The organism is Rathayibacter sp. AY2B5 (genome assembly GCF_002931645.1).
Classification (GTDB): Bacteria; Actinomycetota; Actinomycetes; order Actinomycetales; family Microbacteriaceae; genus Rathayibacter.
This window is the reverse complement of the sequence record NZ_PSUE01000025.1, coordinates 1-14,211: the sequence shown is the minus strand read 5'-3', so window position 1 is coordinate 14,211 and position 14,211 is coordinate 1. Positions and strand designations below refer to the sequence as shown.

The following is a 14,211-nucleotide window of genomic DNA, read 5'->3' as shown; positions in this document are numbered from 1 at the left end:
TATGTTCTACTGGCGGCGTGGGAACGAACCGACGCTACGAGCGCCACGTCGGCGCACAGATCGATCGACGCATCGAAGAGACGGCCGGCCGCGGCCACCCCATCGGCCTGACCGACGACGAGTTGGACAAGACCCGGCAGCGGCCCACCTGGGCCGCCACTCCCCTGCCCGTCTGGGCTTGGGTCCGCTACCCCGGCACCCCCGTTCGCGTTGAGGGCTTCGCGATCGCCTGGACCGCCCGAGCCGTCATGGTCGAGTGGCAGGACCGCGACACCAGCCGCCGGCTCTGGGTTTGGGCCTCTGCCGTCGAAGCCAGGTCGGCGCCGGCTGCTCTATAGAGCCTCGACGCTGCGCGTCGTGAGGGACGGCCGGCGAGCCGGCCGACTAAATGCACCCTTCGGGTGCCGTTTCTTTGCCGTGAAGCCTTCGGCGGCTCGGTCGCTGCGCTCCCTCGTAGCCACCTACGGGCTCCGTTCAAGTGGCTCCGCCACCGGCTCCTCCGAGACTTTCGGCACGCGGTCGCTGCGCTCCCTTATTTCGCGCCGAAACTCTCTCCCCCGCCGCCCTCCGGGTTGCACTACGCCCTCCGGTTGCTAAGGCGGAAAACCGCCTCCACGGCAAAAAAACGTGGGGGACAGCGAGAGCTAACAGTACTAATACCATCAACGGAGGTAACCGAAATGGCCCGCAAGATCACCAGCACCAAGACCGCCGAAGAGCGCCGCGAGCAGGCCGAGGCGCTGCAAGCGTCGATCGCTGAGCAGGTCGAGGAGCTGCGCGGCACGGAGCAGTGGACGCGCTTCCTGACCTTCGCGCAGGCGTTCCACTCCTACTCGCTCAACAACGTTCTTCTGATACTCAGCCAGATGCCCACCGCGAGCCGCGTCGCCGGGTTCCGCAAGTGGCAGGCGCTCGGCCGCCAGGTGCGGAAGGGCGAGCGCGGCATCCGAATCTTCGGCTTCCGTCAGAAGAAGGTAGCCGCCGAGGACGTCGCAGAGGGCGAGGAGACGACGACCGACGAGGAGGGGCAGAAGGTCGTTCGGTTCTTCCCCATCCTCTCCGTGTTCGACATCAGCCAGACGGACCTCATCGACCCCGAGGCGGGCGACCCCCAGGCGCTCGCACAGCGGCTCACGGGTGACGACTTGCTCGGCATCACGGCGGCCGTCGAGGATTACCTCTCCGAGGAGGGATGGACCGTCGAGCGCGAGAACATCCCCGGTGAGGCCAACGGCTACACGACCACGGACGGCACGTGCCGCGTCGTGATCGACGCCAACCTCTCCCCCGCCCAGGCCGCCAAGACTGCGCTGCACGAGGCCGCGCACGTCATCCTCCACGCCGAGGAGGACGAGGAAGAGTACATCGAGCACCGCGGCATCAAGGAGACCGAGGCCGAGAGCGTCGCGTACGTCGTCGCTGGGATTCTCGGGCTCGACACCAGCGCCTACAGCATCGGATACGTCGCCAACTGGAGCAACGGCGAGCCCGAGACGATCAAGAGCACCGCCGCCCGGGTGCTGCGCGCTGCACACACCCTGGCCGACGCGCTGACCGCCGACGAGGACGCCGACACCGAAGAAATTTGAGCCCAATAGTACTATTGCCGTTGCCATCCGGTGGCGGCAATAGTACTATTAGGGGTAGAAGGTTTGGAGGACCACATGACCACCACAACAGTGACCACCCGCAAGTGCATGTTCTGCGGCGAGGCCAGCCGCGTCGAGCTGACCGCCAATCAGGCGGCGCTCTACCGGACCGGAACGCCCATCCAGGACGTGCTGCCGGATGTCCCGGCGGACCAGCGCGAGCTGCTCATCTCGGGTACCCACCCCGCGTGCTGGGCTGGCGCCTTCGGATAGCACCGCTCATCCCAGCCGACCTAAATAGTACTTTTACCAGCATTGGAGCATCATGAAGAACCAGCCTCAGACCGACCGCAGCGCGTCCACCGTCGACGGTGGGCGCGCGAGCGCCGACCAGCTCGCGCTCATCTGTGCCACCCACCGCCAGGACGAGCCCGAGTCGTTCGAGTCCGACTCGGATGCGGCGATCCTCGCGCACGTCCGCAACACGCTCGCCCTCCCCGGGGAGGGTGGCCCGGGCGGGTTCCCCGTCACTGACGACGGCACCGCCTACGCCGCCGCGCTGGTCGCGTTCCTCACCCCCGCTCGCGCTTGACTCACAATAACTCGAATAGTACTATTAGTAGTAAAAGGAGAGAGGATCACGCCATGACCGCATCGGCACTTACCCCCTACGACACGGGGGAGCGGCTTCAGCCGCAGCTCTGGGAGCCCACAAGCGAGCGCGAGACGTTCGGGCGCGTCGACTTCGAGGACAACGAGGAGCGCACCGTGTTCGGCGCGCACGTCGACCTCACGCCCGCCGGGTACGTGCTGCGCCTGACGAACCTCTACGACCCGTTGACGATCGACGTCGACGACGCGCGGACGCTCGTCGTCTCCGACGATCTGCGCGCGGGTGTGGAGGCGCTGCTGGCTTTCGCTGAGCGCGGTTACGAGGACTTCAAGTACCAGGCCGAGCACGGCGACTACTCACCCCAAGACCAGGCCGCATTGGCCGACCGGTGGGCACTCGCGCAGCAGGCGCAGGCCGCGATCCTTGGCGACGCGGCCCTTATCGCAAACTAACCCGAATGGTACTGTTACCGGGATTGCCGCTAGGCTCCCGGTAACAGTACTGTTCCTCATTGGAGGTACCACCATGACCGCTCAGATATTCGCCCTCTGCAACCAGAAGGGCGGTGTGGGCAAGAGCACCACCACGTTCCATCTAGCCCGCGCCGCAGTGCTGCGCGGACAGCGAGTGTTGGTGGTCGACAACGACCCCCAGGGCAACCTCACCGCCGTGGCCGCCGCCGAGGGCGTCGCAGACGACCAGGCAGGCTTGGCAGACGCGCTCAGCGAGCGCGCGCCAGAGACACTGCGCGACGTCATCGTGGCGGGGGTCTGGCCGGGGCTCGATGTCGTGCCCACCACCGGCGTCACTCTCGGTTACGTCCGCGACGAGCTGGTCATCGCCGGAGCGGGGCGAGAGGGGCGGCTGCGCCGCGCTCTCGCGGCCGTAGCGGACGACTACGACCTGATCCTCATCGACTGCGCCCCGTCGCTGGATCAGCTCACGATCAACGGCCTGACGGCCGCCCAGGGCGTCGTGGTGGTCACCCACTCGAAGCTGTGGAGCACCAACGGGCTCGCGCAGCTCCTCGACACCATCGAGAACGTTCGCGGCTACTACAACGCCGAGCTGCGCGTCGCGGGAATCATCGTCAACCAGCACGAAGAGCGCACCGTCAGTGGCGCGACGTGGCTGGAAGAGCTGCGCAGCGCCGCGGAGGCCCGGGGCCTCAGTGTCCTACTCCCGCCGATCCCCAAGCGCGTCGTCATCGCGGACGCGACCGAGGCCGCCCGCGGCCTGGACGAGTGGGGGAGCGCCGAAGCATCCGCACTCGGCGCCATCTACGCCGACCACCTGGCCAGCATCGAAGGAGAACGCCCGTGAACCGCCCCGCACCCCGTAAGTCCAGCCTGGCCGGAGCAAATCCCATCACCCCGCCTCAGATCGCGGCTGCGGAGCCGGCAGCAGAGCCGCCGGCTCCGCAGGACAGCCCGGCTCGGTCGGCGCCGCCGGCCCCCGCGATCGAACAGCAGGAGACGCCGGCCGCGAAGCCGATGACGAAGCCGAAGTACCCGCCCAAGGTGAGCTTCTACCAGGACCCCGTGGACACGTCTCGAGTACGCGGCGCGATCCGACACACCCAGGTCCAAGAAGGCACCCGCACTCTCTCGCAGTTCATCAATGACGCGGTGATGGAGAAGGTGGCGAGGCTCGAAGCTCAGTACAACGGAGGCCAGCCGTTCCCGTCCGTTGGAGCGCGCGAGCTGCCCCAGGGCCGACCGATGGGGGAGTGACCCACCGAACATGCAGGGCCGGCCCTCGTCGGACCGGCCCCGAGGAGGAGAGCCCCCTCGACCGCTCGCCGCACGCCCGGAACGGCCAGGCGCGCCCGAACGGCCGTCAGCGGCGGGGTCGCGGCTTGTAGGTCTTCCCCGCTCGAATGTTCCGGTTCTCGATCACGCCGACGACCGCCAGGCCCACGGCGACGGCGACGATCAGCACCCAGCCCAGGACGTTGAACCACTCACCGCTGAACGCCGCGTAGGTCTGCTCGCCTGCGATTCCGAGGAACATCAGCGACAGCCCGCCCCACACCCCGCCGTTCGCGATCGACGCGGTCCACGCCAGCGGCGTCCGAGGAGTCCGGGGAGTACTCATGTCGCCAGCGTGCCACGCTCGGCTGAGGGGCGCGCGTCCTCCTCCGTAAAATCCGAGGATGGTTTCGGCACTTGTTTGCAAGATCGTCAACAAGCACGAGCGCGACATCCGCGCGATGCAGCGCACCCTCTTCACCGACGCGGGGGAGCGGATAGCCGGCGCCGGCATGACCGACGCCCAGGCGATCGCCGCAGCGCGAGCGCGCGCGTCGAGCCTCCCGCGCCTGCGCGGTCGCTCACTGACCAACCGGCGTGCAGAGGTGTCGGTCATTATGGACCGCGGCCCAGCCGCGCAGCTCGAACCCGACTCCGGCGTCGACCCGGCACTCTCGCTCGTCAGCGTGTCCGTGAAGGGCTCGAATCTCCTCGTCGGGAACTCAGAGATCCTCGACACTGACGAGTACGCCGCATGGGCGCAGGCGGCCGTGGGGGAGTCGTGGGCGAGCCGGCTCTACTCGGCCGGCGCCCTGTCGGGCAACAACGACAAGCGGCTCTCGACGTTCTACTTCTACGTGTTCACCGACCGCGACGGCCAGGCCGTCGACAAGCCCGAGGGATGGAGTCTCCCGCTCGAACCTGTAGGCCCGTGAGACACCACACAGGCGCTTGAACTCAGCCGCCACTGGCTTTGCCTAGTCCACGTAAGAACTTGGCAAGTTCGGTCCAGCTCCTCTGGCTTTCTCTTTCAGGCGCGAGCTTTGCCCGCGCAGCGGTGACGGAGCACCGCCAAGAGGAAGCCGCTACGCGGCTCTTTTTCTGTTTTCTTCACCTCTCCGCGGTTTCAACCTATTTCGCTCCGCCGGCTGCGTGCCGTCTCTCTCGGACGCGGTCGCAAGCTCCCTTATTTCGCCCGAGAGAGCCAGCACTCCGCCAGCTCCACTCAATTGGTTTTCACTCGCCGGAGAGGCAAAGAAAAACGATCAGTAAGGGAGAGCAGAGATGGATGCCATTCGCATCACGGCCGATGAATTCGAGACGGTGAGCATTGCGGACCCGGGAGAGGAAGCGCACGTCGCTGAGTTGCAGGCGGCGATCGGCTGCCACTGGTTTGACGTGATCCGCTGCAAGCACGGGATCGATCTATGGGTCGATGACGAGGGCATGATCAACGGGAGCACCATTAACCGCCCCGCGACGTTCCTGGCCAACCTCCTCGGCTACCCCAGCCCCGTCTACGGGAGCGCCGTGGTCCTCGGCGGGAACGCCGACACGGGAGACACCGTGCCCCTCACCCCGGAGCAGGAAGCGCGCGTGCGCGACCTCCTCGGCCTTCCTGCGACGACCGAGACGGACGCCTGATGAGCGCTCAGCGGAACAACCCGATCCTGCGCGACCTCCGCCAGACTGCCCGACTCCTGCGGAAGCCACAGGCGCAGGTCGCCGCAAACTGGCTCCGATCGCCCGGATTGCTCGACTACTCCCCGACCAAGAGCGTCGGAATCACCGCCGAGCAGCACGCTCACGCCCTGCAAATCATCCGCCGCCTTGCCGGGACCATCGACGCTTCGAGCGCCAGGTCGCGCCAGTGAGCGGTGCGGGCCGGCCTCCCGGGCCGGCCCGTGAGGGGCGACCCCCTCACGCTCCCCCGACACCAGTCAGGACGACGGAAGTTGGTCGGAGTCGTCGTCTGAGATGTCGATGGCGAGAGGAGGCTGTGACGGGCGGGGAGGTGGGACACGGTTGCCGTGCTCCTCCATCCGTTCTTTGATTTCCCCCGCAATTTCATCCAGTACTTCATCCAAGGTCGTAACCCGGGCAGCGGCATCGGTCGAAACTGTCACCGGAACGTACCGCTGGTTGAGGTCGTCGGGTTTGAATGCGTAGATACCCACTCCATCGGAGTAGGTGGCGGTCAAGATCTGTGCTTCTTTCACCATGCGGGCGTACTGCTTCGCCTCATCATGGTTACCGGTGACGCTTTCGAGTCGCGCGGCCCACAGGGTGTATACCCGAGGATCGGCTTTCTTCCTCCACGCGTTCCAGTTGTGGATGCTGGTGCTGTGCCGAGCAAGTTTCAGGTCCGTTGCCTGGAACTTCAGTTCTTTGCGCCGGTTGGTCCAGTCGGCGAGACCACCGCGGGGCTTGCCGCCCTTCACTCCAGGTGCTCCGGTGAGCTTCGCTTCACAGCAGATGAGGGGATCGCGTAAAACTGCTGTGTCGCGGTCGGGCCAGGCGATGTCGATCTGGTGGTTCTGCGAGAAGCCGGCGATCTTGCTCCTGGACGCGAGGACGCTGGTGGTCTTGTTGCCGAGGATCAGGGCCATGATTTCGGAGAACCAGTTGCCTTTGCTGCGGTAGAGGCCTTCGCCGGTTTCGTCCTTGTCGACGGCGGCTCCGACCGCTCGCGGGGTGCGGGGGATGACGTGTTCGCGCCGGTAGGTGTCGATCGACCACAGCAGGTCGAGGAAGTCGACCTCGACGCGACTGAACTCGCGAATGTGCTCGTCCTGAATCCGCTCCTTGAGGAGGAGGAGCTTCTGGGCGGGATTCCCGACCAGGGCCTCGACTCGCGCTTGATCAGCAGGGTCCCGGGATGCGCGCCGCGCGTCAGCCACATCTCCTGGCGCGTCGAGGTCTTCGGGGGAATCGATGTCCGCGATGGGGTCACTCTCCTCGGTTGAGTCGGCGGGATCGAAGCTGCCGTGCTGCTTCGAGGAGTTCCGCGATCTCGGCCTCGGCCAGTCCGACGCCGGTACCCAACACTGCGGCGTCGACGCGCTTCGCGACTTCGGTCCACTCACCGGCGGCGAGCTGCTTCTCCAGTTTCGACTTCATCGGTTTCAGTTCCGCCCATGCGGCGGCCAGGACGCTCGCGTTGGGGACGGGGAGACTGGTTGCTTCGCGCGGCTCCATTTTCAGGATGCCGCCGCCGTAGGAGCGGCCGTTGATTTCCGCGCCGAGCATGGTCGCGGAGTTCAAGCACAGCAGGGGCAGCGCGGCCGCGGCGTCCGCCGAAGCGTCAGCGTGGAGCCGAATGCCGTGCATGGAGTTCAGGAACCCGACCTTCGCCGTGTTCGTGATCAGCCGCGGGTAGTTGTGGCTCATGTAGGTGAAGAAGAGGTCCGGCGGAGCCGCGACCGGAGGACGCCACCACGGCGATCGGATCTGGCACTTGTACGCCTCGTTGACGTGCAGGGATTCGCCGTAGGCGGTGTACGCGCGGCGCGCATCGGAGTCGTCGGTGGGCGCGGGCCGGAAGAGCCACACGCGCTCACCGCGCTCGCGCAGCTCCTGCCAGTGCTTCGCGGTGAACACGGACGAGTGGAAGTGGCGAGTTCCGGGTGGGCTGATCTTGACGAGCTGGCTCTCCGCGAGCCCGTATTCAAGCCGCGTCGCCTCAGTCAGTGCGAAGAACGAGTTGCCGCCGGTGACGGCACCCAACTCGACGCGCCCGTAGTCACCGAGTGCGGAGAAGTGGCTGCCGATGACCTCGCGGTACAGGCCCCGCTGCTTCTTGGGGATGAGGATGTCAGTCCACTTACCCGACGTCGGCGGGGTGACGTTCGTGTGCGTGTACGGGCGGAGCTGAGCGAGGTCGTCGGCGGAGTCGACGTGATACAGCGAGAACGAGTCGCAACCACCGCGACCCTCGGCCAGCAGGAGCACGACGTCGGCCAGTGCACCCTCGAACTGAAGTCGTTCGAAGAGCACAAGGCTCACGCGCTCGAATCGGCTCCGCAGCCACGCGCGGATCGGTTCGGCGTATCCGACCGTCAGCAGCTCCGCCGGCAGAACCATCGCCAGCCGTCCATCGGGCTTTAAGAACCCGGCCGAGTGCACCAGGCTCGCCGCCCATGAGGACGCGAGGCCGCTGAGGCGGACGCCGCCTCGCAGAGCCGCCTCCGCCGACAGGCGCCGGGACACGCCCACGTGCTCCTGGTAGCGCACGAACGGCGGGTTTCCGATCACCGCGTCAACGAACGGGACGGTCGCGCCGAGCATGTCTGGGGTCTGCACGGCAAAGAAATCAGACGCGATCAGCGTCCCGTCCAGCCCCTCGTCCTCCAGTAGCGTCATCGCTTCAACGAGGGACGCTTCGTGAAGATCAACGCCGAAGAGCTGGCTGTCGAGGTCGCCGGCGGTCTGCCCGAGGCGCTTCAACTCCTGGCCTGCGGCGATGAGGAACACCGCTTCGCCGCAGGTGGGATCGAGGACACTCGCGCCCGCATCCCCACGGATGGCCCACTCGGCCAGGTGTTCAGCAATCGCAGGCGGCGTGAAGAACGCGCCCCGCGCCTTGCGCAGTTCCGCGGAGTCGCCGGGCAGCAGTTTCACTTTCCCACCCTAGGTTCGACCGCGGACATTGCTGGCTACGACGGTACCCCGCGACGCGCAGGCACGAGATCCGAGGTCAGTCCTCGAGCATCTCTCGGCGCGCGCCTTCGCCCATGCTGTCGTAGTCCTCAGCAATGAGCTGGTCGAGGTAACGCTGCTTCGGAGACTCCGAACGAGGACCCCTCGTGCTCGACGTCGATCCGGTCAGCGTTTCAGGTGCGTCAGTTCCATCAGGCTCGTCGCTCATGCAGCTACGGTAGCGACCCTCGACGCGCGCTGAGCAGGTGTTTTGGCTTTGGCTTGCGCCTTAGGCGAGGAAGGCCGGAGCCCGAGCGGACTCCGGCCTTTTGGCATCGCGATCAGGCTGCCCTAGATGCGTTGTGACGGCGCGCGGGCCGCCCATCGGTTGCCGTACTCGTATCTGCGGTCTCCTGAAGGGCCGCAACGAGCCTGGGGTCGTTGAGGAAGTTTTGTTCAGCGACGGTCAGGACAACAGCCGGCTCAAGAACGAGGCGCCCACCGGGCTCCTCGGTCACGAGGTACTGGCCGTGCTGCGCAAGCTTGCCGAGGCTCACGCGCTTCCTTCCGTCGACCTGGATGAGGGTGCTCATGGTCGCCTACTTTTCAGTTCTTGTGTCTGTGTCTGTGTCTGTGTGGTCCGCTCTGGGACCGTCTTGTGCGTGCCAGTTTACCCCTAAACCGTCGCGCCGCAAGTGGGAGCTGGGGTAATGGGGCAAACGGGTGTAGGATGAGTGAATGCACCTCAAGATGGACCCGCGAGTAACAGCGCAGTTCGCCCTATACGATGCGCAGGATCCCGACCTCGCGGACGCGTTCGATGAGATTTTTGACCTCCTCGAACGAGATGACCCCGCCGATCCGGGGCACTGGCGTCTGCGCAACAAGCTCATCCGCCCAGCAAACGCCTTCGTTGTCACTGTCCGAGTGCGGGGCCGAGATCAGGCGTACTACCTGTTCTGGCAGCCCCAGGACATGCAAGAAACGGCCGTCGTTCGCTTCATTGGAGACGGCGCGGCCGACCTCTCCTGAGCGCACTATCCGGACGCGACCCCGGCTGGTTGACTGCAAGCGCAGGCTCGGCCCACCCCAGCCGCAATGCCGTGGCGACGCGGTCGGCGCCGACCGTCACCTCAAACGTGCGAAGTCGGAGAAATCTCCGCCACCTGAGGCGGACAGGTAGTCCGAGCTGACGTGGGTGATGAGGCATCCTGCTTGTTGCAGTCGATCCCGAAGCGCCTGTCGGCGCTCAGGGGAGTTGTCCATCGCCACGCGGTGTCGACCGTCGATATCGCTCCACAGATCACTGTCCCCGTAGGTGACGATGATGGTCCGGCTCGGAACACGACCGAAAGCAAGCCCGGCTTCGAAGATCACGTTGGGTCGAGCTTGAAGTCGTCGGATCGACACGCCGAGGTCTGGGTGAAGCGCCGCCCATTCGTCAGGCGTGATGAGCGCGACGATGGCCTGAGCCCGAGTGAACGCCAAGTCGATCGCGGCCCCGGTGAAGGGGCTGCCCTCTCCTGAGTCGTTGACGATCGTCTCGAACTCCAACGGCACCAGGTGCAGCGCTCGCAAGAAGGTGAACATCGCCGTCCGCGCCCTCTGATCCTGCCCGTAGATCACCGCTACGCGTTTGCGAGCATCGAGGTCAGTTGGAGCGGTTGGCCGAGGTGGGAGGGGAAGGGTGGCGGGCGGCGCCGGTTCAGCAGCGGACGCGGGAGCTGCGGCTGTCGGCTGTCCCTGGTCGGGCAGGACGTACCCCTGAGACGTCCGCGTGACACCGTGGCGGTTCAGCACTCTGGTTTCGAGAGTGCGGTAGGCGTCAGAGTCCATCCGGAACTCGGAGGCAGGATGATCGACGTAGAGCGCGTTGAGCAGATCCAGAACGTACCGATCGGTGTCTGCTTCGTTTTCGAAGATGTGCCTGATGATCGCGGCGCTGCGAGTAGGCAGATTGCCAGTTGTGTTGAGGTTGAACGTTTCCTGATAAGTGTTCATGTTGCCGTGCGTCATGCCGGCCTGCAGCGCGTGAGCTAGATGCCGGCGGTCGTCACGATCGAATGTCTGCGAAGGCATAGGCAGAGGCTAGGTCCTGGGGGCTGGTCGCCGGTTACGCAGGTGCGGGGCGCGTCCCGTATGGGGATGGTTGACCGGACAGTTGCGAAGCGGATCTCGTCTGAGACGATCGGCTCGGATCGGACACCACTGAGCATGAGCACGCCACCAGAAGCAGCAGCACTCGCGCGAGACGCTGCGGCGCGCACCGATGACGCCGCCCTGATGGACGGCGCGCGCCGAGGCGACCGGGCGGCGTTCGGCCGGCTCTACGACCGGCACGCGGCGACGACCTACCGCTATGCCCTCAGTATCGTCCGCGCGCCCGCCGACGCCGAAGACGTCGTGCAAGACGTATTCCTCACCACGTGGACGCGGATCAACGACGTCGCGATCGTAGACACATCCGCCCTCCCGTGGCTGCTTACCACCGCACGGTTCACCGCCCTCAACCTCATCCGAACCAAGACCCGTGCACGGAACCGCACCGAGGACGCGGACCTGTCCCTGCACCCGGATCGACGCGGCACCCCTGACGAGGAAGTCGCGAGGCGCCAGCTCGCCGCGGCGATCAAGGAAGCCGTCTCCGAGCTCTCCGACACCGATCAAGCGTTGTACTACCTGTGCATCGAGCAGGGCAGCAGCTACGCCGACGCCGCGAAAGCACTCGGCTCCACCCACGGTTCCATCCGTAACCGGCTCAGCAGGCTCCGGGCCTCACTCCGCACCACCCTGCGCCCCTTTGAAAGGGAGAACTGATGACCCACGACCTCGGCCCGACCACGGAACAGCTCACCAGGATGCGCGCCACCATCCTCACCGACATCGCTGCCCGCCACCGCTCCACCAAGCGCCGCCGCCTCGTCGGTCTCGGCCTCGCGGCCGTCGTCGCGACCGGCACCAGCGCCGCCGCGATTGCCGTCACGCAGGCCAGCAATGACGAAGCGAACACGAGCTTCGACTGCTACTCCGTCGCCGACGTCCGCGCGGACCACGGCACGAGCAGCCTCGTGGACGATGACCGCAACACATTCGAGCTGCTTCCACTGTCGGAGCGGGTCGCCGCCGCCCTCGAACGATGCGAAGCGAGCTGGAGCGCCGTCCCCGACGAGCCCTACCCGGGAAGTGGACCCATCGACGTACCCAACCCGACGGTCTGCGTCCTCGCGGACACCAGGCTCGGCGTCTTCCCGAACAGAGCGGGCCAGCCCACCGGCCCCTTCTGCGAAGGACTCGGCCTCGAACCGCCGACAGTCGCGGCATCTGCCGACTGAGCCATCCCACGGAAGGCGTTACGTCCCGTAAGAGGATCGCTGGCCGGGCGTCTGGGAGGATCAGCGCATGTTGCTGGACGCCGAGCTTGCCGCAGCGCTCGAGGCTGTCGGGATGCGGCGGCGTCATCCGGTTTCGGAGTACGACTACCGGATCGATGACGTGCGGCTGGTCGCTGGTCTGCTCGACTTTCGGCTTGTGCAGGTCGGCGGTCACACGGCTCGGATCAGGATCGCGTTGCCGTCGTCGGGAAATGATCAGCCCTGGATCTATGCCACCCCGCGAGATGCTGCGGACTGGACTTCGCAGCTGCTCGTGTGGATCGATGAAGAGGTGGGGACCGGTGGGCTTTCCGGCGGACGACTCCGAGTTGAGGAGGGCGGCGTGACGTACCTGGTTGTCGCGCCCTACGGCTGGCGGAGGGCCAGCGAGGAGGAGCACATAAGACTGCTTGACGGGACACGCGCGTAGAGGGCGTGCTTCCGCGGCTCGGAGGGGCGGATCAACCCCGGTAATCCGACCGTCCCGCATGGGGATCGTTCACCGGTCGCGTATCCAGCTACGGGCAGCGGTAGGTCTTCGCGAAGTCGGTTGCCGTGAACTGCCTTCCCTCGGTCATAGAGGTCAGTGACGGGCAGATGTCGTTGTTGTGCGCCGCCGCTACGAAGGGGGTCGCTGCTTGTGGGACGCAGCCGTAGTCCTGGTCGGGCTGGTCGAGGATGCGCAGCTGACCCGTCTCCCCGGCGGCGAGGTGAAGATCGGACCAGGAGCAGGACCAGGTGAGTGAGGCTCCGGTGTCGTTGGTGATGCTGACGTAGTGGGAAGGGCCATGCACTCCGAACAGCAGATCACCCACCCACAGAACCGCGGCCGCCACGACAGCTAGAGCTCCCAGCGCGATCGACAGTCTCACCAACCGTCGTTGGCGGGGTGGTGTCTGCCGGTCCGGCGAGAGTCTGCTCGGGTCCCAGCTGTCCAGGCGTTCAACCACGGCGTATCCACCCCTCGGCGCGACGTGAAGCGGCCTCGACCGCCGCCGAGCTCGTTACCTTGAGTTCTCCCACGGGAGAACAGTAGGCGTGACGCGGCTCTCACCACGAGGAGCTACCGACTCGCGACCGAGAGTGTCCTGTAAGGGGATCGATCCGCGGGACGCTTTCAGCGGACTGCTCGGAGGGGCTACTGCTCGTCTTTCCGGGCTGCTCGGCCGACGAAGTGCACGGACCGTCGAGCGTCGACGAGTTCGCGCTTCTCGAAGTGGCGAACGACGAAGGCTCCTGCGACGAACGAGTAGCCGATGCCCTCCGCGATTCGTGTGAGGACCGGGATGGTGCTGATGATCTGTTCGACGGTGGGTGATCCGTTGGCTTGGTAGGGGGCGATCCAGAACGGCACGATCGTGCCGAAGACGATGCCCAGGAGAATCCCGGCGACACCGATCCAGAACATGGAAGTGGACGAAAGTGCTCTGAGCATGGGATCCCCGGAATGTTCGGTGGGCGAGTCGAGAGGCGCCGCTGTCGGACGCGCCGTCCTCGCTCACGGCTGATTGGTCTGGTTACAAGCGCAGGTTGAGCGCGGCGAGGACGGTGACGAGGCCGGCCGCGACGACGACGACCGTCAGTGCAACGCGCCCCGCCGTACGGCGGAGAAGGCCGGTCATCGTGGCGGCGTCCGCCACGCGAGTCGCGATCACGAGGTCAGGAACGCCGGCCGGCGGTTGCGGTGGCGTCGTGGAGTCGTCTTCGCTGGCCGGGACGCTCACGGTCTGCTGAGCCGGCTCGATCCGATCGGGCAGCTTCTTGAAGCGGCCATCATTCGATTCGCCCACAGCGACCTCCCCAGCGGTCGCCGCATCGCGACCCTCCTTCGTGACTGTAGCCGTGCAACTCCATTGCGTCAGCGTGAGCGCGTAGCGGCCTGGAGCTGGAGACTGCTGCGGCGCACGTCTCCTCTCCACTCCTCGAGCGTCCACCGATCGGGTCCCGTAGAGGAACCTGCTGCTTCCCGAGCGCGCTGCTCGCTGCCATAGATTCCAACGACGTCGGTGGCGTCTGCCCAGAGGGCTGTCCTGAGGAGGAGGTAGTGCTCACCGTCACTGCTGTTCTTCACGCCTCGGATCCTCGTCGGTTCCGACGTCGTTCGGTCACCGTGGCGCGAGGTATCACAGTGCTGGCGCGCGTCCCGTATCGGGATCGATCTGCGGGACGCTTTCAGCGGACCGCTCGGAGGGGCTTGGCGTTGTCGGCGCGTGCTGGTGATGCCGCCAGGGTCGACCGCAGGTCTTCTC

At 66.1% G+C, this 14,211-nt stretch carries 23 protein-coding genes; 14 read left to right on the top strand and 9 right to left on the bottom strand.

The features are described from left to right. Positions 1-17: 17 nt before the first annotated feature. From C5C30_RS14020 to C5C30_RS13990, 7 genes are all read left to right on the top strand, one after another. Positions 18-338 carry a hypothetical protein gene (locus tag C5C30_RS14020; RefSeq protein ID WP_104263442.1) on the top strand — a complete coding sequence of 107 codons (321 nt, stop codon included), beginning with the start codon at positions 18-20 and terminating at the stop codon, positions 336-338. A gap of 342 nt (positions 339-680) precedes the next feature. Continuing rightward, positions 681-1,589 (top strand): ArdC-like ssDNA-binding domain-containing protein, encoded by a 909-nt coding sequence (locus tag C5C30_RS14015; RefSeq protein WP_104263441.1) that lies wholly within the window; start codon positions 681-683, stop codon positions 1,587-1,589. Positions 1,590-1,664: 75 nt separating this feature from the next. After that, positions 1,665-1,862 (top strand): hypothetical protein, encoded by a 198-nt coding sequence (locus C5C30_RS14010; RefSeq protein ID WP_104263440.1) that lies wholly within the window; start codon positions 1,665-1,667, stop codon positions 1,860-1,862. 52 nt (positions 1,863-1,914) lie between these two features. Beyond that, a complete protein-coding gene (locus C5C30_RS14005) occupies positions 1,915-2,181 on the top strand; it encodes a hypothetical protein (protein WP_104263439.1) in 267 nt (88 codons plus the stop codon). Positions 2,182-2,234: 53 nt separating this feature from the next. Continuing rightward, a complete protein-coding gene (locus C5C30_RS14000) occupies positions 2,235-2,654 on the top strand; it encodes a hypothetical protein (protein WP_104263438.1) in 420 nt (139 codons plus the stop codon). Between the two features lie 73 nt (positions 2,655-2,727). Next, positions 2,728-3,525: a ParA family protein gene (locus tag C5C30_RS13995; RefSeq protein WP_104263437.1), complete on the top strand. Its 798-nt coding sequence runs from the start codon at positions 2,728-2,730 to the stop codon at positions 3,523-3,525. Continuing rightward, positions 3,522-3,935 (top strand): hypothetical protein, encoded by a 414-nt coding sequence (locus C5C30_RS13990; RefSeq protein WP_104263436.1) that lies wholly within the window; start codon positions 3,522-3,524, stop codon positions 3,933-3,935. The genes C5C30_RS13995 and C5C30_RS13990 overlap by 4 nt, the downstream gene beginning before the upstream one ends. Before the next feature lie 106 nt (positions 3,936-4,041). On the opposite strand, the gene C5C30_RS13985 is transcribed toward C5C30_RS13990, so the two are convergent. Beyond that, positions 4,042-4,299 carry a hypothetical protein gene (locus C5C30_RS13985; protein WP_104263435.1) on the bottom strand — a complete coding sequence of 86 codons (258 nt, stop codon included), beginning with the start codon at positions 4,297-4,299 and terminating at the stop codon, positions 4,042-4,044. Positions 4,300-4,357: 58 nt separating this feature from the next. On the opposite strand from C5C30_RS13985, the gene C5C30_RS13980 reads away from it, so the two are divergent. From C5C30_RS13980 to C5C30_RS13970, 3 genes are all read left to right on the top strand, one after another. Then, the gene (locus tag C5C30_RS13980) at positions 4,358-4,888 is read left to right on the top strand and encodes a hypothetical protein (RefSeq protein ID WP_104292760.1); all 531 of its coding nucleotides are present in this window, start codon (positions 4,358-4,360) and stop codon (positions 4,886-4,888) included. A 349-nt stretch (positions 4,889-5,237) separates the two neighbouring features. Further along, a complete protein-coding gene (locus C5C30_RS13975) occupies positions 5,238-5,597 on the top strand; it encodes a DUF3846 domain-containing protein (protein ID WP_104263433.1) in 360 nt (119 codons plus the stop codon). Next, positions 5,597-5,827 (top strand): hypothetical protein, encoded by a 231-nt coding sequence (locus C5C30_RS13970; RefSeq protein ID WP_104263432.1) that lies wholly within the window; start codon positions 5,597-5,599, stop codon positions 5,825-5,827. Before C5C30_RS13975 ends, C5C30_RS13970 begins: the two co-directional genes overlap by 1 nt. 66 nt (positions 5,828-5,893) lie before the next feature. Here the strand turns inward: C5C30_RS13970 and C5C30_RS13965 are convergent, their stop codons facing one another. From C5C30_RS13965 to C5C30_RS13955, 4 genes are all read right to left on the bottom strand, one after another. Further along, on the bottom strand, positions 5,894-6,853 hold the full coding sequence (locus tag C5C30_RS13965) for a hypothetical protein (protein WP_104263431.1): 960 nt from the start codon (positions 6,851-6,853) through the stop codon (positions 5,894-5,896). A gap of 49 nt (positions 6,854-6,902) precedes the next feature. Further along, the gene (locus tag C5C30_RS13960; protein WP_104263430.1) at positions 6,903-8,573 is read right to left on the bottom strand and encodes an N-6 DNA methylase; all 1,671 of its coding nucleotides are present in this window, start codon (positions 8,571-8,573) and stop codon (positions 6,903-6,905) included. A gap of 76 nt (positions 8,574-8,649) precedes the next feature. Further along, on the bottom strand, positions 8,650-8,820 hold the full coding sequence (locus C5C30_RS17770) for a hypothetical protein (RefSeq protein ID WP_181065555.1): 171 nt from the start codon (positions 8,818-8,820) through the stop codon (positions 8,650-8,652). A gap of 112 nt (positions 8,821-8,932) precedes the next feature. Continuing rightward, a complete protein-coding gene (locus C5C30_RS13955; protein ID WP_104263429.1) occupies positions 8,933-9,184 on the bottom strand; it encodes a hypothetical protein in 252 nt (83 codons plus the stop codon). A gap of 145 nt (positions 9,185-9,329) precedes the next feature. On the opposite strand from C5C30_RS13955, the gene C5C30_RS13950 reads away from it, so the two are divergent. Continuing rightward, positions 9,330-9,623, top strand: coding sequence for a hypothetical protein (locus C5C30_RS13950; protein ID WP_104263428.1), 294 nt, complete (start codon positions 9,330-9,332; stop codon positions 9,621-9,623). Positions 9,624-9,719: 96 nt separating this feature from the next. Here the strand turns inward: C5C30_RS13950 and C5C30_RS13945 are convergent, their stop codons facing one another. Beyond that, the gene (locus C5C30_RS13945; protein ID WP_104263459.1) at positions 9,720-10,670 is read right to left on the bottom strand and encodes a TIR domain-containing protein; all 951 of its coding nucleotides are present in this window, start codon (positions 10,668-10,670) and stop codon (positions 9,720-9,722) included. Positions 10,671-10,736: 66 nt separating this feature from the next. Here C5C30_RS13945 and C5C30_RS13940 point away from each other — a divergent pair, with 66 nt between their 5' ends. The 3 genes from C5C30_RS13940 to C5C30_RS13930 all read left to right on the top strand — a co-directional run bounded on the left by C5C30_RS13940 (position 10,737) and on the right by C5C30_RS13930 (position 12,392). Further along, entirely contained in the window at positions 10,737-11,408 is a 672-nt protein-coding gene (locus tag C5C30_RS13940) for an RNA polymerase sigma factor (protein ID WP_181065556.1), read from the top strand. Continuing rightward, a complete protein-coding gene (locus tag C5C30_RS13935) occupies positions 11,408-11,923 on the top strand; it encodes a hypothetical protein (protein WP_104263426.1) in 516 nt (171 codons plus the stop codon). Before C5C30_RS13940 ends, C5C30_RS13935 begins: the two co-directional genes overlap by 1 nt. 67 nt (positions 11,924-11,990) lie before the next feature. Beyond that, the gene (locus tag C5C30_RS13930; RefSeq protein WP_104223337.1) at positions 11,991-12,392 is read left to right on the top strand and encodes a hypothetical protein; all 402 of its coding nucleotides are present in this window, start codon (positions 11,991-11,993) and stop codon (positions 12,390-12,392) included. A gap of 88 nt (positions 12,393-12,480) precedes the next feature. Here C5C30_RS13930 and C5C30_RS13925 read toward each other — a convergent pair whose 3' ends face one another. The 3 genes from C5C30_RS13925 to C5C30_RS13915 form a co-directional block, all read right to left on the bottom strand. Beyond that, positions 12,481-12,756: a hypothetical protein gene (locus C5C30_RS13925; protein WP_146078503.1), complete on the bottom strand. Its 276-nt coding sequence runs from the start codon at positions 12,754-12,756 to the stop codon at positions 12,481-12,483. A 344-nt stretch (positions 12,757-13,100) separates the two neighbouring features. After that, the gene (locus C5C30_RS13920) at positions 13,101-13,370 is read right to left on the bottom strand and encodes a hypothetical protein (protein WP_104224259.1); all 270 of its coding nucleotides are present in this window, start codon (positions 13,368-13,370) and stop codon (positions 13,101-13,103) included. Positions 13,371-13,479: 109 nt separating this feature from the next. Further along, complete coding sequence (locus C5C30_RS13915; RefSeq protein ID WP_104227086.1) at positions 13,480-13,752, bottom strand: hypothetical protein; 273 nt, start codon at positions 13,750-13,752, stop codon at positions 13,480-13,482. Between the last annotated feature and the right edge of the window lie 459 nt (positions 13,753-14,211).

Coding starts and splice junctions, on each gene's coding strand:
- C5C30_RS14015 (WP_104263441.1), top strand. CDS start 681: ATGGCCCGCAAGATCACCAGCACCAAGACCGCCGAAGAGCGCCGCGAG.
- C5C30_RS14010 (WP_104263440.1), top strand. CDS start 1,665: ATGACCACCACAACAGTGACCACCCGCAAGTGCATGTTCTGCGGCGAG.
- C5C30_RS14005 (WP_104263439.1), top strand. CDS start 1,915: ATGAAGAACCAGCCTCAGACCGACCGCAGCGCGTCCACCGTCGACGGT.
- C5C30_RS14000 (WP_104263438.1), top strand. CDS start 2,235: ATGACCGCATCGGCACTTACCCCCTACGACACGGGGGAGCGGCTTCAG.
- C5C30_RS13995 (WP_104263437.1), top strand. CDS start 2,728: ATGACCGCTCAGATATTCGCCCTCTGCAACCAGAAGGGCGGTGTGGGC.
- C5C30_RS13985 (WP_104263435.1), bottom strand. CDS start 4,299: ATGAGTACTCCCCGGACTCCTCGGACGCCGCTGGCGTGGACCGCGTCG.
- C5C30_RS13980 (WP_104292760.1), top strand. CDS start 4,358: ATGGTTTCGGCACTTGTTTGCAAGATCGTCAACAAGCACGAGCGCGAC.
- C5C30_RS13975 (WP_104263433.1), top strand. CDS start 5,238: ATGGATGCCATTCGCATCACGGCCGATGAATTCGAGACGGTGAGCATT.
- C5C30_RS13970 (WP_104263432.1), top strand. CDS start 5,597: ATGAGCGCTCAGCGGAACAACCCGATCCTGCGCGACCTCCGCCAGACT.
- C5C30_RS17770 (WP_181065555.1), bottom strand. CDS start 8,820: ATGAGCGACGAGCCTGATGGAACTGACGCACCTGAAACGCTGACCGGA.
- C5C30_RS13955 (WP_104263429.1), bottom strand. CDS start 9,184: ATGAGCACCCTCATCCAGGTCGACGGAAGGAAGCGCGTGAGCCTCGGC.
- C5C30_RS13950 (WP_104263428.1), top strand. CDS start 9,330: ATGCACCTCAAGATGGACCCGCGAGTAACAGCGCAGTTCGCCCTATAC.
- C5C30_RS13945 (WP_104263459.1), bottom strand. CDS start 10,670: ATGCCTTCGCAGACATTCGATCGTGACGACCGCCGGCATCTAGCTCAC.
- C5C30_RS13940 (WP_181065556.1), top strand. CDS start 10,737: ATGGTTGACCGGACAGTTGCGAAGCGGATCTCGTCTGAGACGATCGGC.
- C5C30_RS13935 (WP_104263426.1), top strand. CDS start 11,408: ATGACCCACGACCTCGGCCCGACCACGGAACAGCTCACCAGGATGCGC.
- C5C30_RS13930 (WP_104223337.1), top strand. CDS start 11,991: ATGTTGCTGGACGCCGAGCTTGCCGCAGCGCTCGAGGCTGTCGGGATG.
- C5C30_RS13920 (WP_104224259.1), bottom strand. CDS start 13,370: ATGTTCTGGATCGGTGTCGCCGGGATTCTCCTGGGCATCGTCTTCGGC.